Genomic DNA, 23,011 nt, shown 5'->3' with positions numbered 1-23,011 from the left:
ACTGAAAATTTATAGATTTTTCAGTGTTTTTTTCTTAAGTTGATAGCATTGTGCCCAGGGTATGTTTTGGACATTTTTGTTCCCACTCAATTTTTCTTTTAAATCAAGAAAAAGGCTAACTTTTCTAAGCCAGCCTTTTTCCAGTGTTACCTTACGTATTCTGCTGACACGTATCCATATCCATTTCCATATTTTATTTTATGCCATCCATTTTTAGTTTCTACTACAGTAACTTTTGCTCCATTTCTTAATGAACCTACAACTCTATATCCTGTTCCAGCTCCACTTCTTACATTTAAGCTTGATGCTGTTACTGTTTTAGTAGCACTTGAACTGCTTCCCCCTCCTGATGTTGAACCACCAGTTACTTTTATATAGTCAGAACTGATATATCCATATCCACTTCCAAACTTTATTTTATGCCATCCATTTTTAGTTTCTACTATTGTTACTTTTGCTCCATTTCTTAATGAACCAATTACTCTATTTCCTGTTCCAGCCCCACTTCTTACATTTAAACTTGATGCTGTTACTGTTCCTGTTTTTGAGCTTGTTCCTGGATTTATTGGTCCTGGGTTAGTTGGGCCTGGATTTGTAGTTTCTCCTGATGTGAATTTTACATAGTCAGAACTAATATATCCATATCCACTTCCATATTTTATTTTATGCCATCCATTTTTAGTTTCTACTACTGTTACTTTAGCTCCATTTTTTAATGAACCAATTACCTTATATCCAGTTCCTGCACCACTTCTTACATTTAAGCTTGATGCTGTTACCGTTCCTGTTTTTCCACCTTCTACTGGTGGTGGCGTTGGTTCTTCTGGTTTTACTGGTGGCTTAACTTCTTCATTATTCCCATCTGATTTTTCTATTTCACTCATTAGTCTTGATATTTTATTTCCATACTCTTTATCAGTCGCCCATGTTCCTGATAATCCACTTACTGTTTTTGCTTTTCCAAATATGCTTGGAAAATGTCTTGGATCTTTTGTATCTGCTCTTGGGTATCCACTAACTCCTGCATAAAGAGCTAAGTGATCTAAATGAGCACTTACTCCATCCTCCCAAGAATCAAATCTTTGATGAGCATTTGGATCACTATTACTTCCACCGTCTTTAGTTTTTAATCCACAAGGATTATTATAACTTTCATTTAAAACTCCACCAAATTTTCCATAACCTGTTTCAACAGCTGATTGTACATATGCCATTACTGGATTTATTCCACCATGACTTCCGGCTAAATCTACATATTTTTGCGCTAAAGAAATAAAAGTTTCTGTTGCTCCCTTACTTCTCGCCCATTCTCTCATTTCATCTACACTAGCAGTAGCTCCACTAACTATGTTCCTTGAAGTATTTCTAACACTTCCTGTAGTTATACTTATGTTTGTAACTGTTGTATTGGCAACTTCATTTGCTTCTGCTTTGATATTAGTTCCACCCACTATAAGTGATGCTGCCAAACTTACTCCCACTGCACCTTTAATTAATACATCAATTTTTTTCCTTCTCATACTCCCTATATCCCCCACAAAATATAATATATGTTCTATTTTAACATATACTCTTCTACTTTTGTATTATTTTTGTATTATTTACATTAAATTACAGTATTTTTTTATAAAAAAGCTATAGAGTCTACTTTTATTTATATAAAACCCCATAGCTTTCTTTTTAAATACTAATTTTTTACTACTTTTATTTCTATTGCTTCTAATCTTTTTGCTTGACCTTCTGTTCCTGACATTTCTCCATTCTTTTTCCAGCCTTGCCATCCAATATCTTCTACATGTGTTCTATATTCTACTCTATATCCTGGAGCGTTTTCTAATTTTATTTCTATACCTTCTAATCTTTTTGCTTGACCTTCCGTTCCTGAAAATTCTCCATTTCTTTTCCAATCTTGCCATCCGATATTTTCTATATGTGTTCTATACACTATACTTGCATTTGCAGGTAAATTTTGAGTCTTTATCTGAATTCCTTCTAATCTTTTAGCCTGTGATACAGTTCCACTTAATTCACCGTTTGATTTCCAGTTTTGCCAACCATCAATTTCTACATGTGTTTTATATTCTACTTTAGCCGGTAATTTTTCTACTATTTTTATTTCTATGGCTTCTAATCTTTTTCCTTGGCCTTCTGTTCCACTTGTTTCCCCACTTCTTTTCCAGTCTTGCCACCCGATATCTTCTACGTGAGTTCTATATGCAACATCATATTTTCCTGTATTTTCTAACTGTATTTCTATAGCTTCTAATCTTTTAGCTTGTCCTTCTGTTCCTGAAAGTTCTCCATTTCTTTTCCAATCTTGCCATCCAATATCTTCTATATGTGTCCTATATTTTATATTTCCATTTGGAATAGCTCCATTTAACTTTATTCTTATTCCTTCTAGTCTTTTTCCTTCTCCAACGCTTCCACTAGTTTGACCATCCATTTTAAACTCTTGCCATCCCTTATCTTGTACATGTGTTCTATAAACAAGTTTATTAAAATTTCCATGCTCATAAGAGTTTATCTCTTTTTTTATAAGGTCAAGAGGATAATTCTTTCCTGGACAACTAGTTGAATTTACATCTTTATGTCTTAAAATCTCATTCATTCCATACTTACTCCTTACATATTGTCCTAATTTAATAACAGCCTTTCTTTGTGCCTCTGGCATATTTTCAGTTTGATACTTTCCTTCAACTGCTATTCCTATAGTATCAACATTATATCCAGATGCATGAGCTCCTATAGCCTCTTCTGGTCTTCCTCTAAAAACTTGTCCTGTTTTTGTTACATAGAAATGATATCCTATTCCTGACCATCCATTTGCTAAGTGCCAATTATGAATATCTGTTACTGGTATTGTTGAACCTGGTCTTGACGCATCTATATGATGCATTATCATTTTTTTAGGCGTATTCGTTAAATCTAAACTTCCTGCCCATTTAAAGTTTGTTTCATTTATAGTAACTCCATTTGGTGTTACTGTGCTCTTTTTAGGAGTCATTTTTTCTTCACTAAAGCCTTTTACTTTATCTTTTACTTCTAAGTAATCCTCTAGTGAAATTTCTAACTTATCATCATCTGCAAATTTAGTTTCTGTAGATTTACCCTTTAAGTTTTCTTCAATTTTTACTGCCTTATTTAAAGACTCCTCTTTAGTTTCACTTGCCATTGCTACATTTGAAAAACTCAACATCATAACTATTGCGGTCATGCTAATTCTTAATATTCTTTTTTTCATCTTCTCACCCTATAATCTTTATATTTTTAATTCTCTCTTAGCTTGTCCTTTTGTTTCTTAAATACTAATTAGTATTCTCTGCAATAGTTCTTATTTCTAATTTTTTATCTTATACTCTGATTGCTTTTAATTTACTACTAATAAATCCAATTGCTTCATTTATTTCTTTGTTATACATACAAAAACTTACTAACGTATATATAATCAAATACATTACTGCCCCTACAATCCAATGCATTGTATTAGTTGTGATTAAAAATGCAACTAATACTATTGCCAAGTATAAAATTTCTTTTTTTCTTACTTTTGTATATCCTAAATCATAACTTGAATATATATACCATGTAATAAATGATAATAATGTAGCCATAGCTATACTCTCCATTGTTTTAAATATAATTATTGCAATTAGATTGTATACTATTGATATTGCTACCATACTGAGCATAACTTTTAAATATTTTTTTTCATCTTTCCTTGCATTATATAAGTTTACTAATAACCCTTTTATAACTATAATATAAGGAAATCCTGCAAAAGATATAGCTATTATTTCTAAAGCTGGTGTATATTTTTTTATAAATATATTTACTATCATTGCAAATCCAAAATATGCAAAACTACACAAACCACCAAATAAAATAAAGTAATTTTTTAATTTCAATACTAATTCTTCATTTTCTTCTTTAGCTAAAAAATTATAAAAAGTAATTGATACTGACATTATCATTACATTTATTATATTTAACATTGATATTGCAAAAGAATAATATGCAAAACTCTCTTTTGACAATCCTATTTTTACAAACCATAAATCTGCTGCACTAAATATCATAACTCCTAAGTTTGCAATTAATATTACAGCTCCAACTTTAATATTATTTTTCAAATCCTTAGTATAAGTTGCTTTTATGCCTCTAAATTCTTTACAAATCTTTATTTCTAAAATAGAAAATACCACAATATGTCCAATTAAGCTTGCTAAACAATAGAATATGTAATTATCAGACTTTAATACATATGCTCCAATCATATTTATAGTTAAATAAATAATAGAGTAAATATATGATGTTTTAGCAAAACTTTTAAATTGCCCTGTTGATTGATAAAATAGTTTATGAAAGGATCCTGTATTTATTGGCAATATGCTTATTCCAAATAATATTAAAATAAAATCTTTTGTTATTATTGCTATAGTAACAATTATTAATGTCATTATTGTTTGCATAATGATAAAAATATTATGCTCTGCCTTTAAAACTGATTTATCTATTTCATCAATTGATTTTCCACCATATTTTATATACATTCCATCAATAAAACCAAAATGTAAAAAACCTATATAACCAACATATAGCATATAAGTCTTTACGTATGCATATGAGTCTAATGATAAAACTGCTGGGACTATAAACCCAATTAATATCCCACTCACCATAGTTAGTAAATTTGCTGAAAAAACTCTTGCTATACTTCCTTTTATATTCATAGTTACTCCTTTTTAATCTTTCTTTACCGTGTATATGTCTTAACAGTATCTTTAGCACATTTCTCCCATGAGAAAAACTCTATTCTCTTACTTCCAAGTTTACTCATTTCTTCTCTTATAGTTCTATTATCTATAGTTTCTATCATTTTTTCTGCCATATTTTTAATATTATATGGATCTATTAATATTGCACTTTTTCCTACAACTTCTGGCATAGATGTTACATTAGATACTAAACAAGGCTTTTTATAACTCATAGCTTCTAATGGTGATAATCCAAAACCTTCATAAAATGATGCATAGATAAATAAACTTGTATTTTTATATAAGAATTTTAATTCATCATCATTTACTTTTCCAGTAAAAATGACTCTATCTCTTATTTTTAAAGTATCCACTAATTCATGCACTTCATTATAAAGCCATCCATTAGCTCCACCAATAACTAACTTAAAGTTTGTTTTATCTTTAATTTCATTAAATGCCTTTATTATTCCATCTACATTTTTTCTAGGTGATATTGTATTTATAGTAAAAATGTATTCACCTTTAATGTTCTTAATTTCATCTCTTATATTTTTTTCTTCAATATTGTCCTTACTAAAATCATTAAACCCATTATATACAACATCTATTTTTGATTTATCTTTTAAATTGTAGTATTTGTTTATCTCATCTTTTGTAAACTCCGTTATTGCTATAACTTTGTCTGCTTTTTTTAATGAAATCTTTGTTATAAAGTTTTTCCATAATACAGTTTTTAGTTTAAATACTTTCTTTAAACTTCTAAATGCTATATCATGTACCGTTATAATACTATAATTTTTAGCAAAAATCGGTGCCATTGAATCTGGATAATGTATTTTTGCATCTGGATACTTTCTATATATCATACGTGGCAATTTTATTTGCTCGTATAGATTTCTTTGAATACTATTCGTTATTCCTTCTGCTATTATTAAATCTTCATCTTTTGCAAAGGAAAAATCTTTATAGTCTTCTTTTCGAATAACTATTTTCATATCTATTTTTTGCTTATATAATTCCTTTGATAACTCAAAGCTATATCTTCCAATACCTCCACTTAGTGAAGTTTGCAACGCATTAAATATTATCATATCTTCTCCCTATTTATACATTTTAGAATAGTACTTTTGATAATCTCCTGAAGTTATATTTTCCATCCATTCTTTATTATCTAGGTACCATTTTATTGTTTTCTTTATTCCTACTTCAAAAGTAGTTTCTGGATACCATCCAAGTTCTTCTTTTATCTTTGTTGGATCTATTCCATACCTTCTATCATGACCTTTTCTATCTTCTACATATTTAATTAAGTTTTCAGTTATTTCTTTATCCACATTTTCACTTAAGTAATTAATAACAGTCTTAACTATTTGAATATTTGTTCTTTCATTATGTCCACCAACGTTATAAACTTCTCCAAGTCTACCATTATTGATTACCATATCAATTGCTTTTGCATGGTCTTCTACAAATAACCAATCTCTTATATTCATTCCATCTCCATAAACAGGTAAGTCTTTATGACTTAAGCAGTTGTTTATTAATAGTGGTATAAGCTTTTCTGGAAACTGGAATGGTCCATAATTATTTGAACATCTTGTTATATTAACTGGCATTTTATAAGTATCAGCATAGGCTTTTACCATTAAATCTGATCCAGCTTTACTTGATGAATATGGGCTGTGAGGATCAAGTGGTGTAGTTTCCATAAAGAATCCTGTTTCATCTAAAGAACCGTATACTTCATCTGTTGAAACATGAAGAAATTTAACTCCTTTTTTCCACATTCCATCCACTTCCCATGCATTTTTTGCACAGTTTAAAAGATTAACAGTTCCTAAAACATTTGTTTTTGCAAATACTTCTGGTTCTCTTATACTTCTGTCAACATGTGATTCTGCTGCAAAGTGAGCTACATAATCTATTTCATACTCTTCAAAAAGTTTTGAAACTAGTTCTCCATCACAAATATCTCCTTGAACAAAGATATGTCTCTCATCATTTTCTATCTCTTTTAAGTTTTCTAAGTTTCCTGCATAAGTTAATTTATCTAAATTTATTATTTTTATATCGTTATATTTATTAAGCATATATAAAACAAAGTTTGATCCTATAAACCCTGCTCCACCTGTTACTAAATAAGTTTTCATATCTTTACTCTCCTCTTATATCCTCTTGTTTTAAACCTTTTGCACTACCTTTATATCTGCTTCTTTTTCTACATCTAGTTTTTTAATAAAACTTTCTATTGCATCTTCCCAGTTTCTCATTTCATCACCAATAGTATTTCTAAGCATCATATTATCAAGTGATGAATATTCTGGTCTCTTTGCTGGAGTTTTAAATTCCTCTGATGTACATGGTCTTACATCACAGTTTATATTTGAAAGTTCCATTATTTTTTTAGCAAAATCATACCATGTGCACTCACCTTTTCCTGTACAATGATATATTCCATACTCTTCTGTTTCTATAAGTTTTAATATATGATACGCTAAATCATTTGCAGATGTTGGATTTCCCTTTTGGTCATTTACCACTGTTAAGAAATCTCTATCTTCTCCAAGTTTTCTCATAGTGTAAACAAAGTTATGTCCTATATATCCATAAAGCCATGCTGTTCTTACTATGAAGCTCTTAGTTGAATACTGTTTTACATACTCTTCTCCCATAAGCTTTGTTTTTCCATAAACACTATATGGTGCTGCTAAATCATATTCTTTAAATGGCTTTTCTCTAGTTTCTCCACTAAAAACATAATCTGTTGAAACTTGAACAAGTTTTGCTCCAATTTCTTCTGAAACCATGGCTAAATTTCTAGCTCCTAAAGTATTTACCTTAAATGCTAAATCTTCGTTAGTCTCACAACCATCAACATTTGTTGCTGCAGCACAGTTTATAACTACATCTGGCTTTTCAATTTTTAGAACTTCTTTAACCTTTTCTAAATTTGTTATATCAAGTTTATCTACATCATATGAAAGGGCTTCATATGTTTTAGCCCTTTCTAATGTTCCAATTTCACCTTGTCCTGTTTTTATAATGCTAATAAGTTCATTTCCAAGTTGTCCTTTTCCACCTGTTATAAGAATTTTCATATTAATTTTCCTCCTTATATACAAATGGTAAATCTAATTCTTTTAATGTCTTTTGATTTTTATCCTTTTCTGAAAGTGATACTTCTTTTATTCCTTCTAATGGCCATTCTATACCGATTTCTGGGTCATTCCAAAGAACTCCCCCATCATATTCTGGTGCATAAAAATCTGTACATTTATAATTAAAAGTTGCATAATCTGAAACTACTAAAAATCCATGTGCAAACCCTTCTGGAACATAAAACTGCTTTTTATTTTCTGCTGTTAAAAGAATTCCTTCCCATTCACCATAAGTTGGTGAACCTTTTCTTAAATCAACTGCTACATCATAAACAGCTCCATCAGTTACCCTAACTAATTTTCCTTGAGTATACTTAGTTTGAAAATGCATTCCTCTTAAAACACCTTTTTTAGAGCGTGATTCATTATCTTGTACAAATTCCATAGTAAGTCCAGCTTCATTAAATGCTTTTTTACTATAGCTTTCCATAAAATATCCTCTATCATCTCCAAAACATTTTGGCTCTATAATATATAAATCTTTTATTTTTGTTTCTATAAAATTAAAGTTACTCACCATATCCCCCCTATAATGTAGCTGCTACTTCAGCTCTTCCTTTTTCCTTTTCTTCTACAATATCCATAAGATATTTTCCATACCCTGTTTTCATTAAAGGTTTTGCTAAATTTATTACTTCTGAACTATTTATCCAACCTTTTCTATAGGCAATTTCCTCAAGACATGCAATATATGTTCCTTGAGTTGTTTGAACTGCTTCTACAAAATTTGAAGCTTTTAACATTGATTCATGAGTTCCTGTATCAAGCCAAGCCATTCCTCTTCCTAAAAGATTTACCTTTAAGTTTCCTTCTTCCATATAAACTCTATTTAAATCTGTAATTTCAAGCTCTCCTCTATCAGAAGGTTTAAGATTCTTTGCCTTTTCAACAACTGTGTTGTCATAAAAATAAAGACCTGGAACTGCATACTTTGACTTTGGATTTTCTGGTTTTTCCTCTAAAGAAATAACCTTCCCAGTCTTATCAAACTCAACTACTCCAAAAGCTTTTGGATCTTGTACATAATATCCAAATACTGTTGCTCCACCTTTCATTTCTGCTGCTTCTAAAAGATGACTTGAAAAGTTTTGTCCATAGAAGATGTTATCTCCAAGTATCATTGCAACATTATCATCTCCAATAAACTCTTCACCTATAATAAACGCTTCTGCTAGTCCATTTGGTTCTTCTTGAATTGCATATTCTATATTTAATCCAAACTCACTTCCATCTCTAAAAAGTTCCTTGAAATTTACTATATCTCTTGGTGTAGATATTATTAATATATCTTTAATCCCTGCAAGCATTAAAACTGACATTGGATAATATATCATTGGCTTATCATATATTGGTACCATTTGCTTTGACATTGCCTTTGTTACTGGATAAAGTCTTGTCCCACTTCCACCTGCTAAAATAATTCCCTTCATTCTTTTCCCCTTTTATATATACTCATATATTTTTATATGTTCATCCCTTACATATCCCCATGTAAATTTTTCTATGTTTATCTTGTGATTTTTATATTTTTCTTCTTGCATATCTTTTATTATTTCTGTTAGCTTGTCTACATCATTATATTTTTCTAAAAGTATTAATCCTTCAAAGTCTTTATAATCATATTTTGCCTTTGTTGTTATTACCATTTTATTTTCTTGTAATGCAGCTAACATGCTTCCATTTTTAGGAGAGTATCCATTTACAAAAGGTAGTGCAAAATAATCTGTATCCTTTATGTATTCCCCTACTCTATTTGCCTCTAAATACCCTGTTATAGTTATCCACTCTTTTAATCCAAATTCTTTAATCTGTTCTAATAGTTTTTTATGATATTCATTCTTCTCATTTAGCTCTGCTATTATTAAAAATTTGGTTTTCAATTCATTTCTATCTTTTAGCTTTTTCATAGCTTCTAATATTGTTTCTATACCTTTTGATTCATTTATAAATCCAAAATAGCCCATAACTTTATTTTCTGAATGGATTTCTTTTTTCTTTTTACTCTTAGGTATATTAGATGCTATATTCACATAATTTATTTTCTTATTTTTTAGCCAAAAGCTTTTTAGCATATCATCTTTATATCTTTCATCAACAACTATTGTTTCATTTGAAAATAATGCACTTAATCCTGTTCTTATTTTCCCTAATTTTGAGTTATCACTATATTCATGGATTGTTGTAATAACTTTATATCCTTTTATCCTTAAAAATAATGGCAATATATTTATTCCTACAGATTTGCCATATCCTATTGTTGGATATTGAATATGAACTATTTCTCTTTTCATTCCATGAACTTCTTTTAGAATTTTAAATATGTTACTAAGTTTCCAGCTATCAATAGAATTATTTATATCTTTTTTCATTATATTTTTTGTGCTAGTTAGTACTTTTACATCTATTTTCTTTTCTAGCTCTTCCGTTAATAAACTACTGTAATCCCCAACTCCACATTTATCCTTTGGGAAACTTCCTGTTATCATTAAAACTTTACGCTTCATATTTCCCCATAGCCTCTTTTCTTATGCTTTTATAACTGTTTATTACTATCTTTTTTCTTACACTATTATTTCTCAATATTTCTCGTGCAAACTTCATTAAAAGCCTTGTTCTCATGTAGCAAAACATAAACATTTTATTTTTTGTTCCAAAGTTTCTCATTATAAAGTAATAGGAATTTCTATCGTAATAATAACTGACGATATCACTTATTTTTTGAGTACTACTAGAAATTTTATGATATATTTTTGCCTTAGGATTATATACTATTTTGTATCCACCATTTTTTATTTTCATGTTCCAATCAGTTTCTTCATAATATAAAAAATAATCTTCTTCCATCATTCCAACATCTTCTATTACTTTTGCAGGAACTAACATCATACATCCTGTTACATATTCTGTTTCTGATTCTTTATCGTACTCACCTTTATCTATTTCATTTACACCTATATGTCTAGTTCTTGCTGTAAAGCTATTTACTTTTCCACCAGCATACCAAATCTTATCTTTTTCATCGAAGTAATTTATCTTCCCACCAACTACTCCAATTTTATTGTCTTTCATAGCCGTTTTAACTAATTCACTTAAGAAATCTTTTTCTACTGTAGTATCGTTATTTAAAAGTAAGATATAATCAGCTTTATCTTTTAAAGCTTTCTTTACTCCTAAATTATTTCCGCCAGCAAAACCTAAGTTTACTTTTGATTTTATAGTTATAACTCCATCAAAGTTTAAATTTGCTTTTTCTACTGAAGCATTATCAACTAAAATTATTTTATAATTTTTATAATCTATTTTCTTTAAGCTAGCTATACATTCCTTAGTATCTTCAAAGCCATTATAATTAACTAAGATTATATATACTAATGGTTCTTTAAGCATTTTTCACCTCATTAAATTCATTTATTTTTCCTTTGAAGTTCATCTTGTATGTTTCTCTACTTTCACCAGTTAAAGCCACTGCTATAACTATCCAAAAGAAGTTATAATATGGCTCTGGTACTGATATTAAAAGAATAGCTAAACATACTACTACACTTGCTTTATATGCAATAGTATTTATGTTATCTACATCCTTTATATATAGTACGTCATAGAAGAATCTTCCTATTAGGAAAAGTGATATGATTCCTCCATTTGCCATAAGTGTAGTTATCCAATCTGATCCTCTATTTATTCCATACCCTATTCCTGTTAATGGATATCTTAAAAAGATATTTAAACATGCTTCAAACTGGCTAGCTCTTTGACTTCCTGAAACACCATTACCACTTATTTTATAAATTAATTGACTAATCTCATTTGAAATTATTCCTTTGAATACCACTTCTAAAATAACTGCTAGTCCAAAACAAACTCCCACCATTATTTTTATTTCTTTAAATCTTTTTTCTTTTATCATATATGCAAGAACAATTAAACTATCAAACATTATTGCTAATATAAATGTTGATCCTCTAGAAAGTAATCCAATTAGAATTAATCCTCCTACATAAATAAGATTTTTAAAGTTTCTAAAAGATTTAATTGAAAAATATGCTATAGCAATGGCTAAAAATGTTGCTAACATTGATGGTTCATTAAATGTTGCAGTTAATCTAAACTTTCCACTCTCTAATGTTTGAATAAAAGCATGTCCACTACGATTTACAAGTAACATATTAAATATATTAGTAAAAACTAATTGAAATATGGCTAATACAAATAATAATAATGTAGTAATTTTCATTCCTTTATCTAACATTTTAAAGTCAATCTTCTTATTTTTAATTAATATATAGCTTCCATAAAATACGCATATAGACATTACTAAGTACACAACTTGTATAATGCTTCCCATACTAAATTTTGATAGTCCTTCTTTTCCTACAATCTGGACTCCACTTGAAAATATTAGTGGGAATATTATTGATATAGAGCTATATATTCCAAACATTATTAACCATTTATTTAAAGCAAACTTTTCTAACTTTCCTTTAAGTACATCATGGATTATTCTTGCAAAATATATTAACGCCATTACATTTGGAACTGTTATACTTTTTTCACCAAGAGTTATTACTGCTGTTGTAGTTAATATAGATGTTGCAAATAAAAATAATACTAGTTTTTCATAATCTTCTTTTATCCCTATGTATATCCCTACAGCAGAGCACAATACTCCAACTACCCCAATATTCCCTATCATTATTTACACCTGTACATAATCTATAACCTTCCATTTTTTTTGATTAGCAAATTCATGTTTCTTTTCTTTTATAAAACCTTCAATTTTTGCCTTAAATATTTCTTCATCAAATTTTTCTGCATTTTTTCTTATTGTCTCTTTACAAAATTTAGTTTTTTCAAACTTCTGAATAGCATCTTCTAAATCTTTTACCTTCTGCTCTTTAAAGAAAAGCCCTGTTACTCCATCTACTACTGTTTCTAAAGCCCCACCTTTTCCATAAGCTATAACTGGTCTTCCTGATGCTTGAGCTTCTAAAGGTGTTATTCCAAAGTCCTCTTCTCCTGGGAATATAAATGCCTTGCATTTTGCATAGTGTTCTTTTATAACTTCATCACTTGCTCTTCCTAAGAACTTTATATTCTTATTTGCCATTTTCATTAATTTTTCTTTTTCTGGTCCATCTCCAATTATTACTAATGGTAAATTTAATTTATTAAATGTCTCTACTACTAAATCTATTTTCTTATATTCTTGTAACCTAGATACAACTAAAAAATAATCTTCATTTTCCTTTGATATCTGGAAGAATTTACACCTTACTGGCGGATGGATTACTACAGATTCTCTTTTATAGTGTTTCCATATTCTTTTCGCTACATTTTCTGAATTTGCAATGAAGTAATCTACTCTCGCAGCACTAGAATAATCCCATACTCTTACCCCTGTTAAAAAGTAACTTAGTAATTTACTTTTAAGACTGCCTTTCCCTGCCATTTTCCCTGCATATTCATGTGAGAATTCCCATCCATATCTCATTGGTGAGTGACAGTAGCAAACATGCATTGTTTCTGGTTTCGTAATTACTGCTTTTGCAATACTAGAACTACTACTTAACACTACATCAAACTCATTTAAATCAAATTCCTCTATGGCTGTTAACATAAAAGGAAATAACTTTCTATGATTTTCTATAGGTTTGTTTTTCTGTAATTTTGATGTTATTATCTCTGTATCTCTAATAGGTCCATCTATTTTTTCTTTATTGCATATTGTTGTATATATTGGTGAATTAGGATATAGTTCTACAAAATTAGTTAGAACTCTTTCAGCTCCTCCCATAAAAGGTAGCCAATCATGTATTAATGCTAATCTCATATTATTTATCTCCCATCCCTACACATTCTTTATATTCTTTTAGGTTTTCCATATAATCCTTATTTACTATAAATATTGATTCATCTGTTTCTACAGTTAATGTATTTTCCATACCAATCATTATTATTTCTTTTTTATTATTTATAGTCATATTGCTCTTACTTTCTATAGCTTTAGCTTTATGTCCTAATATGTTATCCCATTCATCTTTCTCTCTATATCTCTCAACTGATTTCCATGTTCCTATATCATCCCAACCTATGTTACTTGGAATAACTTTTATATTTTTAGATTTTTCTAAGATTGCATAGTCAATAGAAATACTATCTGTATATCCATATCGTTTACTGATTAAATCTTGTAAATCCTCTTCTTTTACTTCTTCAATTCCCTTAATAGCTTCATAAGTATTTGGTATGTATTTTTTTATTTCTTGTATTATGTAGTTTGTTTTCCACATAAACATACCACCATTCCATAAATATCTACCATCTTTTAAGTATTCTCTAGCTTTATCAATATTAGGTTTTTCAACAAAGCTTTCTACCTGTATGACTTTTTCCCCATTAAACTCTTTTTCTTCACTTGAATACTTTATATAACCATATCCTGTTTCTGCTCTATTAGGTGTCATTCCTAAGGTAATTAAATTATCAGTATAATTATTTAAAAAGTCTGCTCCACTATTTATTATTCCTCTAAAATATTCTTCATCTTCTATTAAATGATCTGATGGTAGTACCACCATTTTTGAATCTTTAAAATATCTTTGTATAACTAAAGCTGATAATGCTATACATGGTGCAGTATTTCTTCCTTCTGGTTCAACCACTATATTTCTCTCAGGCAAATTTGGTAGTTGCTCTTTTACTAAATCAACATACTTTTCACCTGTGCATATAAAAATTCTCTCTATTGGTATTAGTGGTAAAATCCTATCTACAGTCATTTGTATCATTGTTTTATTACCAACTAAATTTAAAAATTGCTTTGGCTTCTCCTCTGTTGATAGAGGCCAAAACCTCGTTCCTTTTCCCCCTGCCATAATTAACCCACATAACATCTTTAATTCTCCCCCTCTTTAGTAAGCGTTTTTGTCTCCAAATAAAACAAAAAAAGTCTTAAATATTAATTTTATATCTAATACTAAGCTTCTCTTCTCTACATATTTTTTATCTAATTTCATCCAGTCCTCAAACTCTATATTATTTCTACCCATTACTTGCCAATAACATGTAAGTCCTGGTTTTACTTTTAATCTTATTAACATCCACTCTTCAAACTCTTCTACTTCATGTGGAAGACTTGGACGTGGTCCAACTAGACTCATTTCCCCTTTTAATACATTAAATAATTGTGGTAATTCATCAATGCTTGTTTTTCTTATAAATTTTCCTATTTTAGTTATTCTAGGATCATCCTTCATTTTAAACATTGGTCCCGACATTTCATTTTCTTTTTCTAACTGTTTTTTTATCTCTTCTGCATCTATTACCATACTTCGGAATTTATACATTTTAAATTCCTTCCCTTTATATCCAACTCTTTTTTGTGAAAATATTACTGGCCCTTTTGAATCTTTTTTTATAAATATTGCTACTATGCATAATACTGGACTTAATAATATAATTCCTATCAAGGAAAGACATATATCCATTCCTCTCTTTAATGTTTCATATATAATTTTTTCTTCTATAATATCTTCATTTAAATTTTTCCCATTTACTTCTGCTTCATTTTCCATAATACTTTGCAAAGCTTCCCCCTCCATTTAAATCTCAAATTTCTTCCCCACTTCATGAATAATTGTAACATAATATTAATAAATTTTGAATAATTTTTGAATACTTTGTCATCTTTTATCCAATTTTTATTATTTTTGTAAATTTAAAATAGTTTTTTTATCTATTTTAAACTATATTAAATTATTTTTGCTTTTTTATTTTCTTTTATTATTAAACTAAAAAAAATTAATATACTTAAATTCTATTTTTTTATCATTTAATTCTCTATACTACAGTAAATCTAAGAGTTTTTATATTTCATTTTCAAATAAAAAAAGCTAGATACTTTTTTCGTATCTAGCTCTCTTAACTTTATTTTATTCTTCTGATTTACCTACATCTGATAGAACTATTCCTTTATTATGTTCTAAAGCCCATGTGATTCCCCATGTGTTTTGGAATATAAGAAGGTTTCTATCTTTAACGTCTTTAACTTTTTTAGTATCTGATGTAAGATTTAATTTATCTATATCGATATTACTATCGTCTTCTATCCATCTTACAAATCTATATGGAAGTCTTTCCATTTTTATATCTACATTATATTCATTTTTTAATCTGTATTCTAATACTTCAAATTGTAGTACCCCTACAACCCCAACTATGATTTCTTCCATTCCTATGTGTAGTTCTTTAAACACTTGGATTGCTCCTTCTTGTGCTATTTGTGTTACACCTTTTACGAATTGTTTTCTCTTCATAGTATCAACTGGTCTTACTCTTGCATAATGTTCTGGTGCAAAGGCTGGAATTCCTTCAAATTTGAATTTTTTTGATGGTGAACAGATTGTATCTCCTATTGAGAATACACCTGGATCAAACACCCCAATTATATCTCCTGCATATGCTTCTTCAACAATTTCTCTATCTTGAGCCATGAATTGTTGTGGTTGTGCAAGTTTTATTTTTTTATTTTCTTGCATGTGGAAATATTCTTTTCCTTTTTCAAACTTACCTGAAACTATTCTCATAAATGCTATTCTATCTCTATGAGCTTTATTCATGTTTGCTTGTATTTTAAATACAAATGCTGAGAACTCTTCATCGAATGGATTTATTTCTCCTGCATTTGAGTTTCTTGAAAGTGGTGATGTAGTCATTTCTAAGAAATGCTCTAAGAATGGTTCAATACCAAAGTTTGTTAAAGCTGATCCAAAGAATACTGGTGTTAATTCTCCAAGTCTAACTTTTTCTATATCAAACTCATCTCCAGCTATATCAAGAAGTTCTATATCTTCCATAAGTTTATCATGTAAAAGTGATCCTAAGATTTCTCTAAATCTTGGGTCACTAGCTTCACCTGTTATCATTTCAACTTCGTTTTGCCCGTGATTTCCACCATTAAAAAGAATTACTCTATTGTTATCTCTTTCATAGATACCTTTAAAGTCTTTACCTGAACCTATTGGCCAGTTCATTGGATATGTTTTTATTCCAAGTTCGTTTTCTATTTCTTCCATAAGTTCAAATGGATCTCTAGCTTCTCTATCCATCTTATTCATAAGAGTAAATATTGGCATTTCTCTTAAAGAACAAACGTGGAATAATTTTCTTGTTTGGTCCTCTACCCCTTTAGCTGCATCTACTACCATTACTGCTGAATCTGCTGCAATAAGAGTTCTATATGTATCTTCTGAGAAGTCTTGGTGCCCTGGAGTATCAAGAATATTAATACAGTGACCACTATAGTTAAATTGCATTACTGATGATGTAACAGAAATCCCTCTTTGTTTTTCTATTTCCATCCAGTCAGATACTGCATGTGTTGAAGCTTTTCTTGCTTTTACTGACCCTGCAAGTCTTATAGCTCCTCCATATAATAAGAATTTTTCTGTTAATGTTGTTTTACCAGCATCAGGGTGAGATATGATGGCAAAGGTTCTTCTTTTTTCTATTTCATTTCTTAAATCAGACAACGTTATTCCTCCTAAAAGTGTATTTATAATAAATTTAAGTTTTCTCTTATATTTTCACTATCCCTCATTATATCACACCATAAAACAATTTTAAAGAATGCTATTTTATAAAGTCGGCTTCCCTTTATTCTCTAATATACTCCCCCTAACTTCATAAATTTGATTTTCTGTAACCAAATAATAATCCGTTCCATTTACTAGAAATAATTGATGTGGTTCATCATACAACTTTTTATACCCTTGTACATCATTTATAAATTCTCCTTCATTATAAATAGCTTCTATATTAGGAGTAGATGCTTTATTTTTATTCTCATTTTGTAGACATTGTTGTAATGTTACAAATCCCCTTGCTAAGTTTAAATCTTTTTCTGCTTTTTCTTTTAATGAACCACTTTTTATCAATTCTAAATTTTTTATTGCATACTTATATCTACCTGCATTAAAAAAAGCTACTCCATCTTCATAATATCTTTCATTTGATTGTTCCGTTTCCATATTTACTTCTGATATATTTCCCTGCTGCGTATCTTTCGATTTACTCTGCTCTGTTTTCTTATTCTCTTCATTAACTCCCTGTACATTCCCATTATTTATATTTATAGTCATGTTATTCATGTTATCTTCAAAGGGCTCTAAGGCATTTTCTATACATAAAAATGAAATGCTTCCACCAATTACAAGCGCTAATATAATTATGCTGAATATAGCTTCTTTTCTATTTTTCATATACGTTTCTCCCGTATTACTTTTCTTATATTCTAACAAAAGCTTCAAACCCATCTTTTTCTTCTGTATTAGTTATACGGTTTTTTCTGCATTAAATTAATAACCATTTAAATAAATAATCCTTTTTATATAATATTTATATTTACCTATAAAAATTTTTCATACATTGCATTTATTTAATATAGTTTTTATACTTCCTCTGTCTGTATTTTAGGATTTAATATTGTCTTTCCTTCTTTAATTAATTTATTTCCTTTAACCATATATATCTCTTCTGGTGTAACTAAATAATATTCATTTCCATAGACTAAAAATAATTGATGTGGCTTATTATATAATTCTTTATAACCCTTAACTTCATTTATAAATTTAGTTTCATTATAAAGACTTTCTAAGTGAGTTATCTTATTTATATCTTTTTTTCTTAATAAATCTTGAAGAGCCATAAAGCAATTTGGTATATTAAACTCTTTCATATATGAACTTGCTACAGGATTCCCCCCATTAAATTCTATAACCTTAAATGTAGGCTTAAAATTATTTAAAATACTTTTATCATATATATTTACTTTTCCTGAATCCATATTTACAAATATATAATAGTATCCATTTAAGTAATTTAAACTATTTCCTTCCCTCTCCACCTGCTTTACTAAAAATAAAAATCCTTCTTGACCATCTATAACTCCATTTTGCTCTTTTGTAATAAAGTTAATTTTCCCTGTTGGATAGCTATATGTTATATAGTTATTACTCACTACTCCCACCATAGTTTGAATATCTACTTCAATTTCATTTACTTTCTTTAATGCAATCCCTGTCGCTTTATATAAATCTAAATTATTCTCATTTTCTAATGCTTTTATCCTATTTAAATATTCTTTCACTATTGAATTATTCACTATAAAAGCACTTTCATTTTGTAATTCATTATAAGCATCCATATAATGCTTCGCCTTAATCTCTGGCTCTAATTTTTCAAACTTTTCATTTAAAAATTTTGTAGTGGCTATATTTAAATCTTCTTTGCCTTTTTTAGCAAATCCATTAGTTCTAGGAAATTGAAAATCTTCAATTGCTTGTTTATAGTCCTTTTCATTTGATGCTGCTATTCCCTTATTAAACACTTGTAAACCTTGATTATATTGTATTTCATTTTCTTGTCCTTCACCTAACCATATACTTGCTTCATATAAGGCAGATTTATCTTTAAATTTTTCTTCTGCAGCTTTTTCATAGTACCTAGCCGCTTCTTTTAAATTGCAACTTGAAATAGCTTTCTTCATATTTTCTATATCTTTATCAAATGGTTTTCTTAATTGATGTACAACTATTATTCCTACTGATATTACTACTATTACGGCTATTACTAAACTCTTTAACCGTGTCTCTTTTTTATTTTTCATTCCTTGCTCTCCACTAATCTTTTTCTTATATTGTAGCAAAGCTTTTTCAACATAATTTCTCTTATAAATTGCATTTATAAAAGGATTATCTGAATAATAAAAATATCTCAGTTAAACTTTCATCTAACTGAGATATCTTTATCTATTTTAAAAGATTTTTTATAAATTGTTTTTCTGCCTTTATTAACATTAAACTACTTTTGTTCCGTGGATTTCTGTAGCTCCTGTTTTTTCTAAGATATAATCTCTATTACTTTTATTAACACCTTTTCCTGGCATTATTATAATTCTGTTTTCTGCATATTCAACTAATTTCTTTAATGAGTTCCAGTTGTATAATGCATCTCCTTTTCCACCTTTTGTTAGGATTCTATTTATTCCAAGTAAAAATAATCTGTCTATAGCATTTTTCATGTGCTCTAAGTCACTTAGTTCATCAAAAGCCATATGGAAGGTTACTTCTAAGTCACCTCTTATATCCATTAGATCTTCAATACAATCGTAATCTATATCACCATCTTTTATAGCTCCTATAACGATTCCATGAGCTCCTGCTTTTTTCACCATATCTATATCCATTTTCATGATTTCTATTTCTTCTTTTGAATATGTAAAATTTCCACCTCTTGGTCTTATTATAACCATTACAGGGATTTCTACATCTTCTACTACTTTTTTAATCGTTCCATAACTTGGTGTTGTCCCATCTTCTTTTAGATTATCGCAAAGCTCTATTCTATGAGCACCTCTTTTTAATCCATCTATTGCTTCAATATAATTTCCTACACAAATTTCATATATCATATTTTTTCCCCACAATTCTACATAAATTAATTTTCTATACACTTCTAGTTATAGCACGATAACCCTTAATTAACAATATACTTTTATTAAATAAAAACTAAGAAATTCCTTTTTAAACCTATTCTTTATTCTTCGCTAAATATTCTATTTCTTCTTCTGATAACCCCGTGGCTATTATTATAGTTTCTAATGGTGTATTTAACTTCATTAGCGCTTTAGCAGCTTTTTCTTTAGCTCTTCTTTCACCTTCTTCTATTCCCTTTTGCGTAGCATTCTCTAAATCACTTACTCTATCTGATATTGCCATCATTCTTTGCAAATAGATATCTCTTTGTTCTCTATCACTACTTAAATTTATTAATTCTTCTTTTGCTTTTTTTATTTCATCAATATTTCGTTCCAAAGCCTTCACCCTCTTACTCTCTGGATTTTTTATAAAGGAAACCCAAGCTTCTAAAAGATTACTTACCTCCACTTCATCCGATTCCTTAAGTTTTGGTAATTCTATAAAATGAATCTCTTGAATATCTGTAAGCTCTTCATTAGTTTCCACTTCTTTTAATCTATATCCATTATGATATCTATCATTTTTTAAATAATTAAAACTTAAAAGATTTATACATACAGTTCTTTTCAACTTATCATAGTTTTCTCCTTTTTTTAAATCTTCCTCGTACATTTTACTCCAATAATAGAGACTTCTTTTTATCATATTATATTCATTTTTAACTTGAATTTCTATATTTACTTTTTCATTCTTATTTGTCCTTGCTTTTATATCTAATCTACTATATTTATCATCTATATGTTCTTGGTTTATATCAGTTCCTTGAATCTCTACTGAGATTATTTTATCTTCTGATTCCATAACTGCATTTAAAAATGATATTAATATTTCTGGCCTTTTTTCATTTCCGAAAATCTTTTTAAAAACAAAGTCCACTTCTGGTTTTAATAATCCTATTTCCATCTTTTACTCCTACTAAATTACATTTTTTCTTATGTTTAAATTATTAACCTTTTTTACTTTTATTATAACATATACTTCTTTTCAAATTTAAAAAAACTAGCCCTCAGGCTAGTTTCTTCATTAATTCTTGACTATTTACTTTTAGTTTTTCACTAAATTAAACTGCTGCTGTTTCAACTTTAGCTAGTTTTATTTTCTTCTTATCAAGTCCAACAACTTTTAATATTTCTTCTGATCTAACTTTTGTTGATCCTGTAACTGTTGTGAACTTAACATGTTCTGATTCTAGGAATGTAAGTATAGCTTTATCTATTGCTATAGCAATATCTTCATCTTGCCATCTTACTCCATCTTTTTCATATCCAAACTCTCTTGGTACGAAGAATATATGATCATAATTTTGTAAATCTCTTAATGCTAATACATAAAGATCTTTTAATATTTCAATTTCTTTTTTAGTTCTCTTTCTTTCTCCAAGCATAAATCTACCATATATGTATGGTAAGAATGTTGCATAATCTGTTAATGCATAATCAAAATCATTTAACGATGCTTCAATTTGTGCTTGTCCTAAATATATACCATATTGTTCAGAGATATTTTCTATCATTCCTTTATCTCTTAAGTAATCAGTACTATATTCTGTTACTGCTCCAACATTTAAATCTCTTATTTTTAAATCTACATATAATTGTTGGATAAGTGTTGTTTTCCCACATCTTGGGCCACCTAATATAGCTATTCTTGTTGGCATAATCTTCTCTCCTTTATCGTTACACAGACATTTCTTCAGATTTTTCGACAAAATCCGAATACTTTTTAATTATATCAATCTTTCATTCAGATGTCCATTGTGCACAAGGTAATAGGTAAGAGAGAATAGATAAAAGGTATATAATTTTTTTTTCAAGACAAACTAATTAGGAGGAGATGATTTTTATGAATGATAAGAAAAATAAATCTTTAAGTACTTCTCCACAGATTACTACAAAAGTTTCTGAACATGGAGATAATACTCAAATGTCTAACCTTATGAATGACTATGCAGAAATTCAGAATTTAGCTAGTAGTTGTGAGCATTGTAATTGTGATAAGAATATTCAAGCTTCTGTAGATAGTTATCTTCCAAAGGAGAGAACTGACTACAATCCATCTAATTCACAATTAAATAATTTCTATGAATCTACTACTCCAACTAGAGCAACTAGTCCTGTAACGGATGATATTGCAGTTAATAATATTGCGACTTCAGAATTTGATAATACTGAAGATCCATTAACTGAAAAAAAAGAAAAGTAAAAAGATACACCTAAGCAATTTTGCTTAGGTGTATCTTTATTTTATGCTTTTAATTTTTCTAAGAAGTTTGTTAAGTTGTTTACTGTAGACATATCTTCTCTCTCAATGTCTGTTGGTTGAAGTTTCATTCCTAACTTTTCTTCTATTTGAATTAATATTTCGATTATTGCTAATGAATCTAAAAGTTCTGCTTCAAAAAGATTTAAATCTAAATCCTCTCTCACTTCATCATTTCCTGTAACTTCTTCTAAAATTTCTAAAACTGTTTCTCTCATTACAATTCCTCCTTTGTTTTATACATATATCTTCTATTTTAGATTATATCTTTAGTTTCTTCTATATTTCTATTTATATT

At 28.8% G+C, this 23,011-nt stretch carries 22 protein-coding genes; 1 reads left to right on the top strand and 21 read right to left on the bottom strand.

Annotation, left to right across the window (positions count from 1 at the left end):
• Positions 1 to 146: 146 nt before the first annotated feature.
• The 20 genes from Q0W06_RS10510 to Q0W06_RS10415 form a co-directional block, all read right to left on the bottom strand.
• On the bottom strand, positions 147 to 1,520 hold the full coding sequence (locus Q0W06_RS10510; RefSeq protein WP_297634896.1) for an SH3 domain-containing protein: 1,374 nt from the start codon (positions 1,518 to 1,520) through the stop codon (positions 147 to 149).
• 167 nt (positions 1,521 to 1,687) lie between these two features.
• The gene (locus Q0W06_RS10505) at positions 1,688 to 3,244 is read right to left on the bottom strand and encodes an N-acetylmuramoyl-L-alanine amidase (protein WP_297634893.1); all 1,557 of its coding nucleotides are present in this window, start codon (positions 3,242 to 3,244) and stop codon (positions 1,688 to 1,690) included.
• Between the two features lie 109 nt (positions 3,245 to 3,353).
• The gene (locus Q0W06_RS10500) at positions 3,354 to 4,733 is read right to left on the bottom strand and encodes a capsular biosynthesis protein (RefSeq protein WP_297634890.1); all 1,380 of its coding nucleotides are present in this window, start codon (positions 4,731 to 4,733) and stop codon (positions 3,354 to 3,356) included.
• Positions 4,734 to 4,756: 23 nt separating this feature from the next.
• On the bottom strand, positions 4,757 to 5,851 hold the full coding sequence (locus tag Q0W06_RS10495) for a glycosyltransferase family 1 protein (RefSeq protein ID WP_297634887.1): 1,095 nt from the start codon (positions 5,849 to 5,851) through the stop codon (positions 4,757 to 4,759).
• A 9-nt stretch (positions 5,852 to 5,860) separates the two neighbouring features.
• Entirely contained in the window at positions 5,861 to 6,910 is a 1,050-nt protein-coding gene (gene rfbB, locus Q0W06_RS10490) for a dTDP-glucose 4,6-dehydratase (RefSeq protein WP_297634884.1), read from the bottom strand.
• Between the two features lie 30 nt (positions 6,911 to 6,940).
• Positions 6,941 to 7,858, bottom strand: a complete 918-nt coding sequence (gene rfbD / locus Q0W06_RS10485) for a dTDP-4-dehydrorhamnose reductase (RefSeq protein WP_297634882.1) — start codon at positions 7,856 to 7,858, stop codon at positions 6,941 to 6,943.
• 1 nt (position 7,859) lies between these two features.
• Entirely contained in the window at positions 7,860 to 8,435 is a 576-nt protein-coding gene (gene rfbC / locus Q0W06_RS10480) for a dTDP-4-dehydrorhamnose 3,5-epimerase (protein ID WP_297634878.1), read from the bottom strand.
• Between the two features lie 10 nt (positions 8,436 to 8,445).
• Entirely contained in the window at positions 8,446 to 9,348 is a 903-nt protein-coding gene (gene rfbA, locus Q0W06_RS10475; RefSeq protein WP_297634875.1) for a glucose-1-phosphate thymidylyltransferase RfbA, read from the bottom strand.
• A 12-nt stretch (positions 9,349 to 9,360) separates the two neighbouring features.
• On the bottom strand, positions 9,361 to 10,422 hold the full coding sequence (locus Q0W06_RS10470) for a glycosyltransferase (RefSeq protein WP_297634872.1): 1,062 nt from the start codon (positions 10,420 to 10,422) through the stop codon (positions 9,361 to 9,363).
• Entirely contained in the window at positions 10,412 to 11,305 is an 894-nt protein-coding gene (locus Q0W06_RS10465; RefSeq protein ID WP_297634869.1) for a glycosyltransferase family 2 protein, read from the bottom strand. Before Q0W06_RS10465 ends, Q0W06_RS10470 begins: the two co-directional genes overlap by 11 nt.
• Positions 11,298 to 12,611, bottom strand: coding sequence for a hypothetical protein (locus Q0W06_RS10460; protein ID WP_297634866.1), 1,314 nt, complete (start codon positions 12,609 to 12,611; stop codon positions 11,298 to 11,300). The genes Q0W06_RS10465 and Q0W06_RS10460 overlap by 8 nt, the downstream gene beginning before the upstream one ends.
• A 3-nt stretch (positions 12,612 to 12,614) precedes the next feature.
• On the bottom strand, positions 12,615 to 13,748 hold the full coding sequence (locus tag Q0W06_RS10455) for a glycosyltransferase (protein ID WP_297634863.1): 1,134 nt from the start codon (positions 13,746 to 13,748) through the stop codon (positions 12,615 to 12,617).
• 1 nt (position 13,749) lies between these two features.
• Complete coding sequence (locus Q0W06_RS10450; protein WP_297634860.1) at positions 13,750 to 14,811, bottom strand: mannose-1-phosphate guanylyltransferase; 1,062 nt, start codon at positions 14,809 to 14,811, stop codon at positions 13,750 to 13,752.
• 18 nt (positions 14,812 to 14,829) lie between these two features.
• Positions 14,830 to 15,492: a sugar transferase gene (locus Q0W06_RS10445; protein WP_297634907.1), complete on the bottom strand. Its 663-nt coding sequence runs from the start codon at positions 15,490 to 15,492 to the stop codon at positions 14,830 to 14,832.
• Between the two features lie 357 nt (positions 15,493 to 15,849).
• Complete coding sequence (locus tag Q0W06_RS10440) at positions 15,850 to 17,448, bottom strand: peptide chain release factor 3 (protein ID WP_297634857.1); 1,599 nt, start codon at positions 17,446 to 17,448, stop codon at positions 15,850 to 15,852.
• 105 nt (positions 17,449 to 17,553) lie between these two features.
• On the bottom strand, positions 17,554 to 18,177 hold the full coding sequence (locus Q0W06_RS10435; RefSeq protein WP_297634855.1) for a hypothetical protein: 624 nt from the start codon (positions 18,175 to 18,177) through the stop codon (positions 17,554 to 17,556).
• A 188-nt stretch (positions 18,178 to 18,365) separates the two neighbouring features.
• The gene (locus Q0W06_RS10430; protein WP_297634853.1) at positions 18,366 to 19,583 is read right to left on the bottom strand and encodes a hypothetical protein; all 1,218 of its coding nucleotides are present in this window, start codon (positions 19,581 to 19,583) and stop codon (positions 18,366 to 18,368) included.
• A 189-nt stretch (positions 19,584 to 19,772) separates the two neighbouring features.
• Positions 19,773 to 20,387 carry a copper homeostasis protein CutC gene (locus tag Q0W06_RS10425; RefSeq protein WP_297634850.1) on the bottom strand — a complete coding sequence of 205 codons (615 nt, stop codon included), beginning with the start codon at positions 20,385 to 20,387 and terminating at the stop codon, positions 19,773 to 19,775.
• A gap of 118 nt (positions 20,388 to 20,505) precedes the next feature.
• Entirely contained in the window at positions 20,506 to 21,357 is an 852-nt protein-coding gene (locus Q0W06_RS10420; protein ID WP_297634847.1) for an Rpn family recombination-promoting nuclease/putative transposase, read from the bottom strand.
• 157 nt (positions 21,358 to 21,514) lie between these two features.
• Complete coding sequence (locus Q0W06_RS10415) at positions 21,515 to 22,111, bottom strand: ATP-binding protein (RefSeq protein WP_297634844.1); 597 nt, start codon at positions 22,109 to 22,111, stop codon at positions 21,515 to 21,517.
• A gap of 185 nt (positions 22,112 to 22,296) precedes the next feature.
• On the opposite strand from Q0W06_RS10415, the gene Q0W06_RS10410 reads away from it, so the two are divergent.
• Positions 22,297 to 22,656: a hypothetical protein gene (locus Q0W06_RS10410; RefSeq protein WP_297634841.1), complete on the top strand. Its 360-nt coding sequence runs from the start codon at positions 22,297 to 22,299 to the stop codon at positions 22,654 to 22,656.
• Positions 22,657 to 22,697: 41 nt separating this feature from the next.
• Here Q0W06_RS10410 and dltC read toward each other — a convergent pair whose 3' ends face one another.
• Positions 22,698 to 22,931 carry a D-alanine--poly(phosphoribitol) ligase subunit DltC gene (gene dltC / locus Q0W06_RS10405; RefSeq protein WP_297634838.1) on the bottom strand — a complete coding sequence of 78 codons (234 nt, stop codon included), beginning with the start codon at positions 22,929 to 22,931 and terminating at the stop codon, positions 22,698 to 22,700.
• Between the last annotated feature and the right edge of the window lie 80 nt (positions 22,932 to 23,011).

The sequence above is a fragment of the uncultured Clostridium sp. genome, from assembly GCF_947072515.1.
Taxonomy (GTDB): domain Bacteria; phylum Bacillota; class Clostridia; order Clostridiales; family Clostridiaceae; genus Clostridium.
Note: the sequence above shows the minus strand (reverse complement) of the source record. Positions and strands in the feature narration are given on the sequence as shown.

Bases quoted from the DNA above. Each gene is read 5' to 3' on its own strand.
- Q0W06_RS10510 (WP_297634896.1), bottom strand. From the start codon at position 1,520: ATGAGAAGGAAAAAAATTGATGTATTAATTAAAGGTGCAGTGGGAGTA.
- Q0W06_RS10505 (WP_297634893.1), bottom strand. From the start codon at position 3,244: ATGAAAAAAAGAATATTAAGAATTAGCATGACCGCAATAGTTATGATG.
- Q0W06_RS10500 (WP_297634890.1), bottom strand. From the start codon at position 4,733: ATGAATATAAAAGGAAGTATAGCAAGAGTTTTTTCAGCAAATTTACTA.
- Q0W06_RS10495 (WP_297634887.1), bottom strand. From the start codon at position 5,851: ATGATAATATTTAATGCGTTGCAAACTTCACTAAGTGGAGGTATTGGA.
- rfbB (WP_297634884.1), bottom strand. From the start codon at position 6,910: ATGAAAACTTATTTAGTAACAGGTGGAGCAGGGTTTATAGGATCAAAC.
- rfbD (WP_297634882.1), bottom strand. From the start codon at position 7,858: ATGAAAATTCTTATAACAGGTGGAAAAGGACAACTTGGAAATGAACTT.
- rfbA (WP_297634875.1), bottom strand. From the start codon at position 9,348: ATGAAGGGAATTATTTTAGCAGGTGGAAGTGGGACAAGACTTTATCCA.
- Q0W06_RS10470 (WP_297634872.1), bottom strand. From the start codon at position 10,422: ATGAAGCGTAAAGTTTTAATGATAACAGGAAGTTTCCCAAAGGATAAA.
- Q0W06_RS10465 (WP_297634869.1), bottom strand. From the start codon at position 11,305: ATGCTTAAAGAACCATTAGTATATATAATCTTAGTTAATTATAATGGC.
- Q0W06_RS10460 (WP_297634866.1), bottom strand. From the start codon at position 12,611: ATGATAGGGAATATTGGGGTAGTTGGAGTATTGTGCTCTGCTGTAGGG.
- Q0W06_RS10455 (WP_297634863.1), bottom strand. From the start codon at position 13,748: ATGAGATTAGCATTAATACATGATTGGCTACCTTTTATGGGAGGAGCT.
- Q0W06_RS10450 (WP_297634860.1), bottom strand. From the start codon at position 14,811: ATGTTATGTGGGTTAATTATGGCAGGGGGAAAAGGAACGAGGTTTTGG.
- Q0W06_RS10445 (WP_297634907.1), bottom strand. From the start codon at position 15,492: ATGGAAAATGAAGCAGAAGTAAATGGGAAAAATTTAAATGAAGATATT.
- Q0W06_RS10435 (WP_297634855.1), bottom strand. From the start codon at position 18,177: ATGAAAAATAGAAAAGAAGCTATATTCAGCATAATTATATTAGCGCTT.
- Q0W06_RS10430 (WP_297634853.1), bottom strand. From the start codon at position 19,583: ATGAAAAATAAAAAAGAGACACGGTTAAAGAGTTTAGTAATAGCCGTA.
- Q0W06_RS10425 (WP_297634850.1), bottom strand. From the start codon at position 20,387: ATGATATATGAAATTTGTGTAGGAAATTATATTGAAGCAATAGATGGA.
- Q0W06_RS10420 (WP_297634847.1), bottom strand. From the start codon at position 21,357: ATGGAAATAGGATTATTAAAACCAGAAGTGGACTTTGTTTTTAAAAAG.
- Q0W06_RS10415 (WP_297634844.1), bottom strand. From the start codon at position 22,111: ATGCCAACAAGAATAGCTATATTAGGTGGCCCAAGATGTGGGAAAACA.
- Q0W06_RS10410 (WP_297634841.1), top strand. From the start codon at position 22,297: ATGAATGATAAGAAAAATAAATCTTTAAGTACTTCTCCACAGATTACT.
- dltC (WP_297634838.1), bottom strand. From the start codon at position 22,931: ATGAGAGAAACAGTTTTAGAAATTTTAGAAGAAGTTACAGGAAATGAT.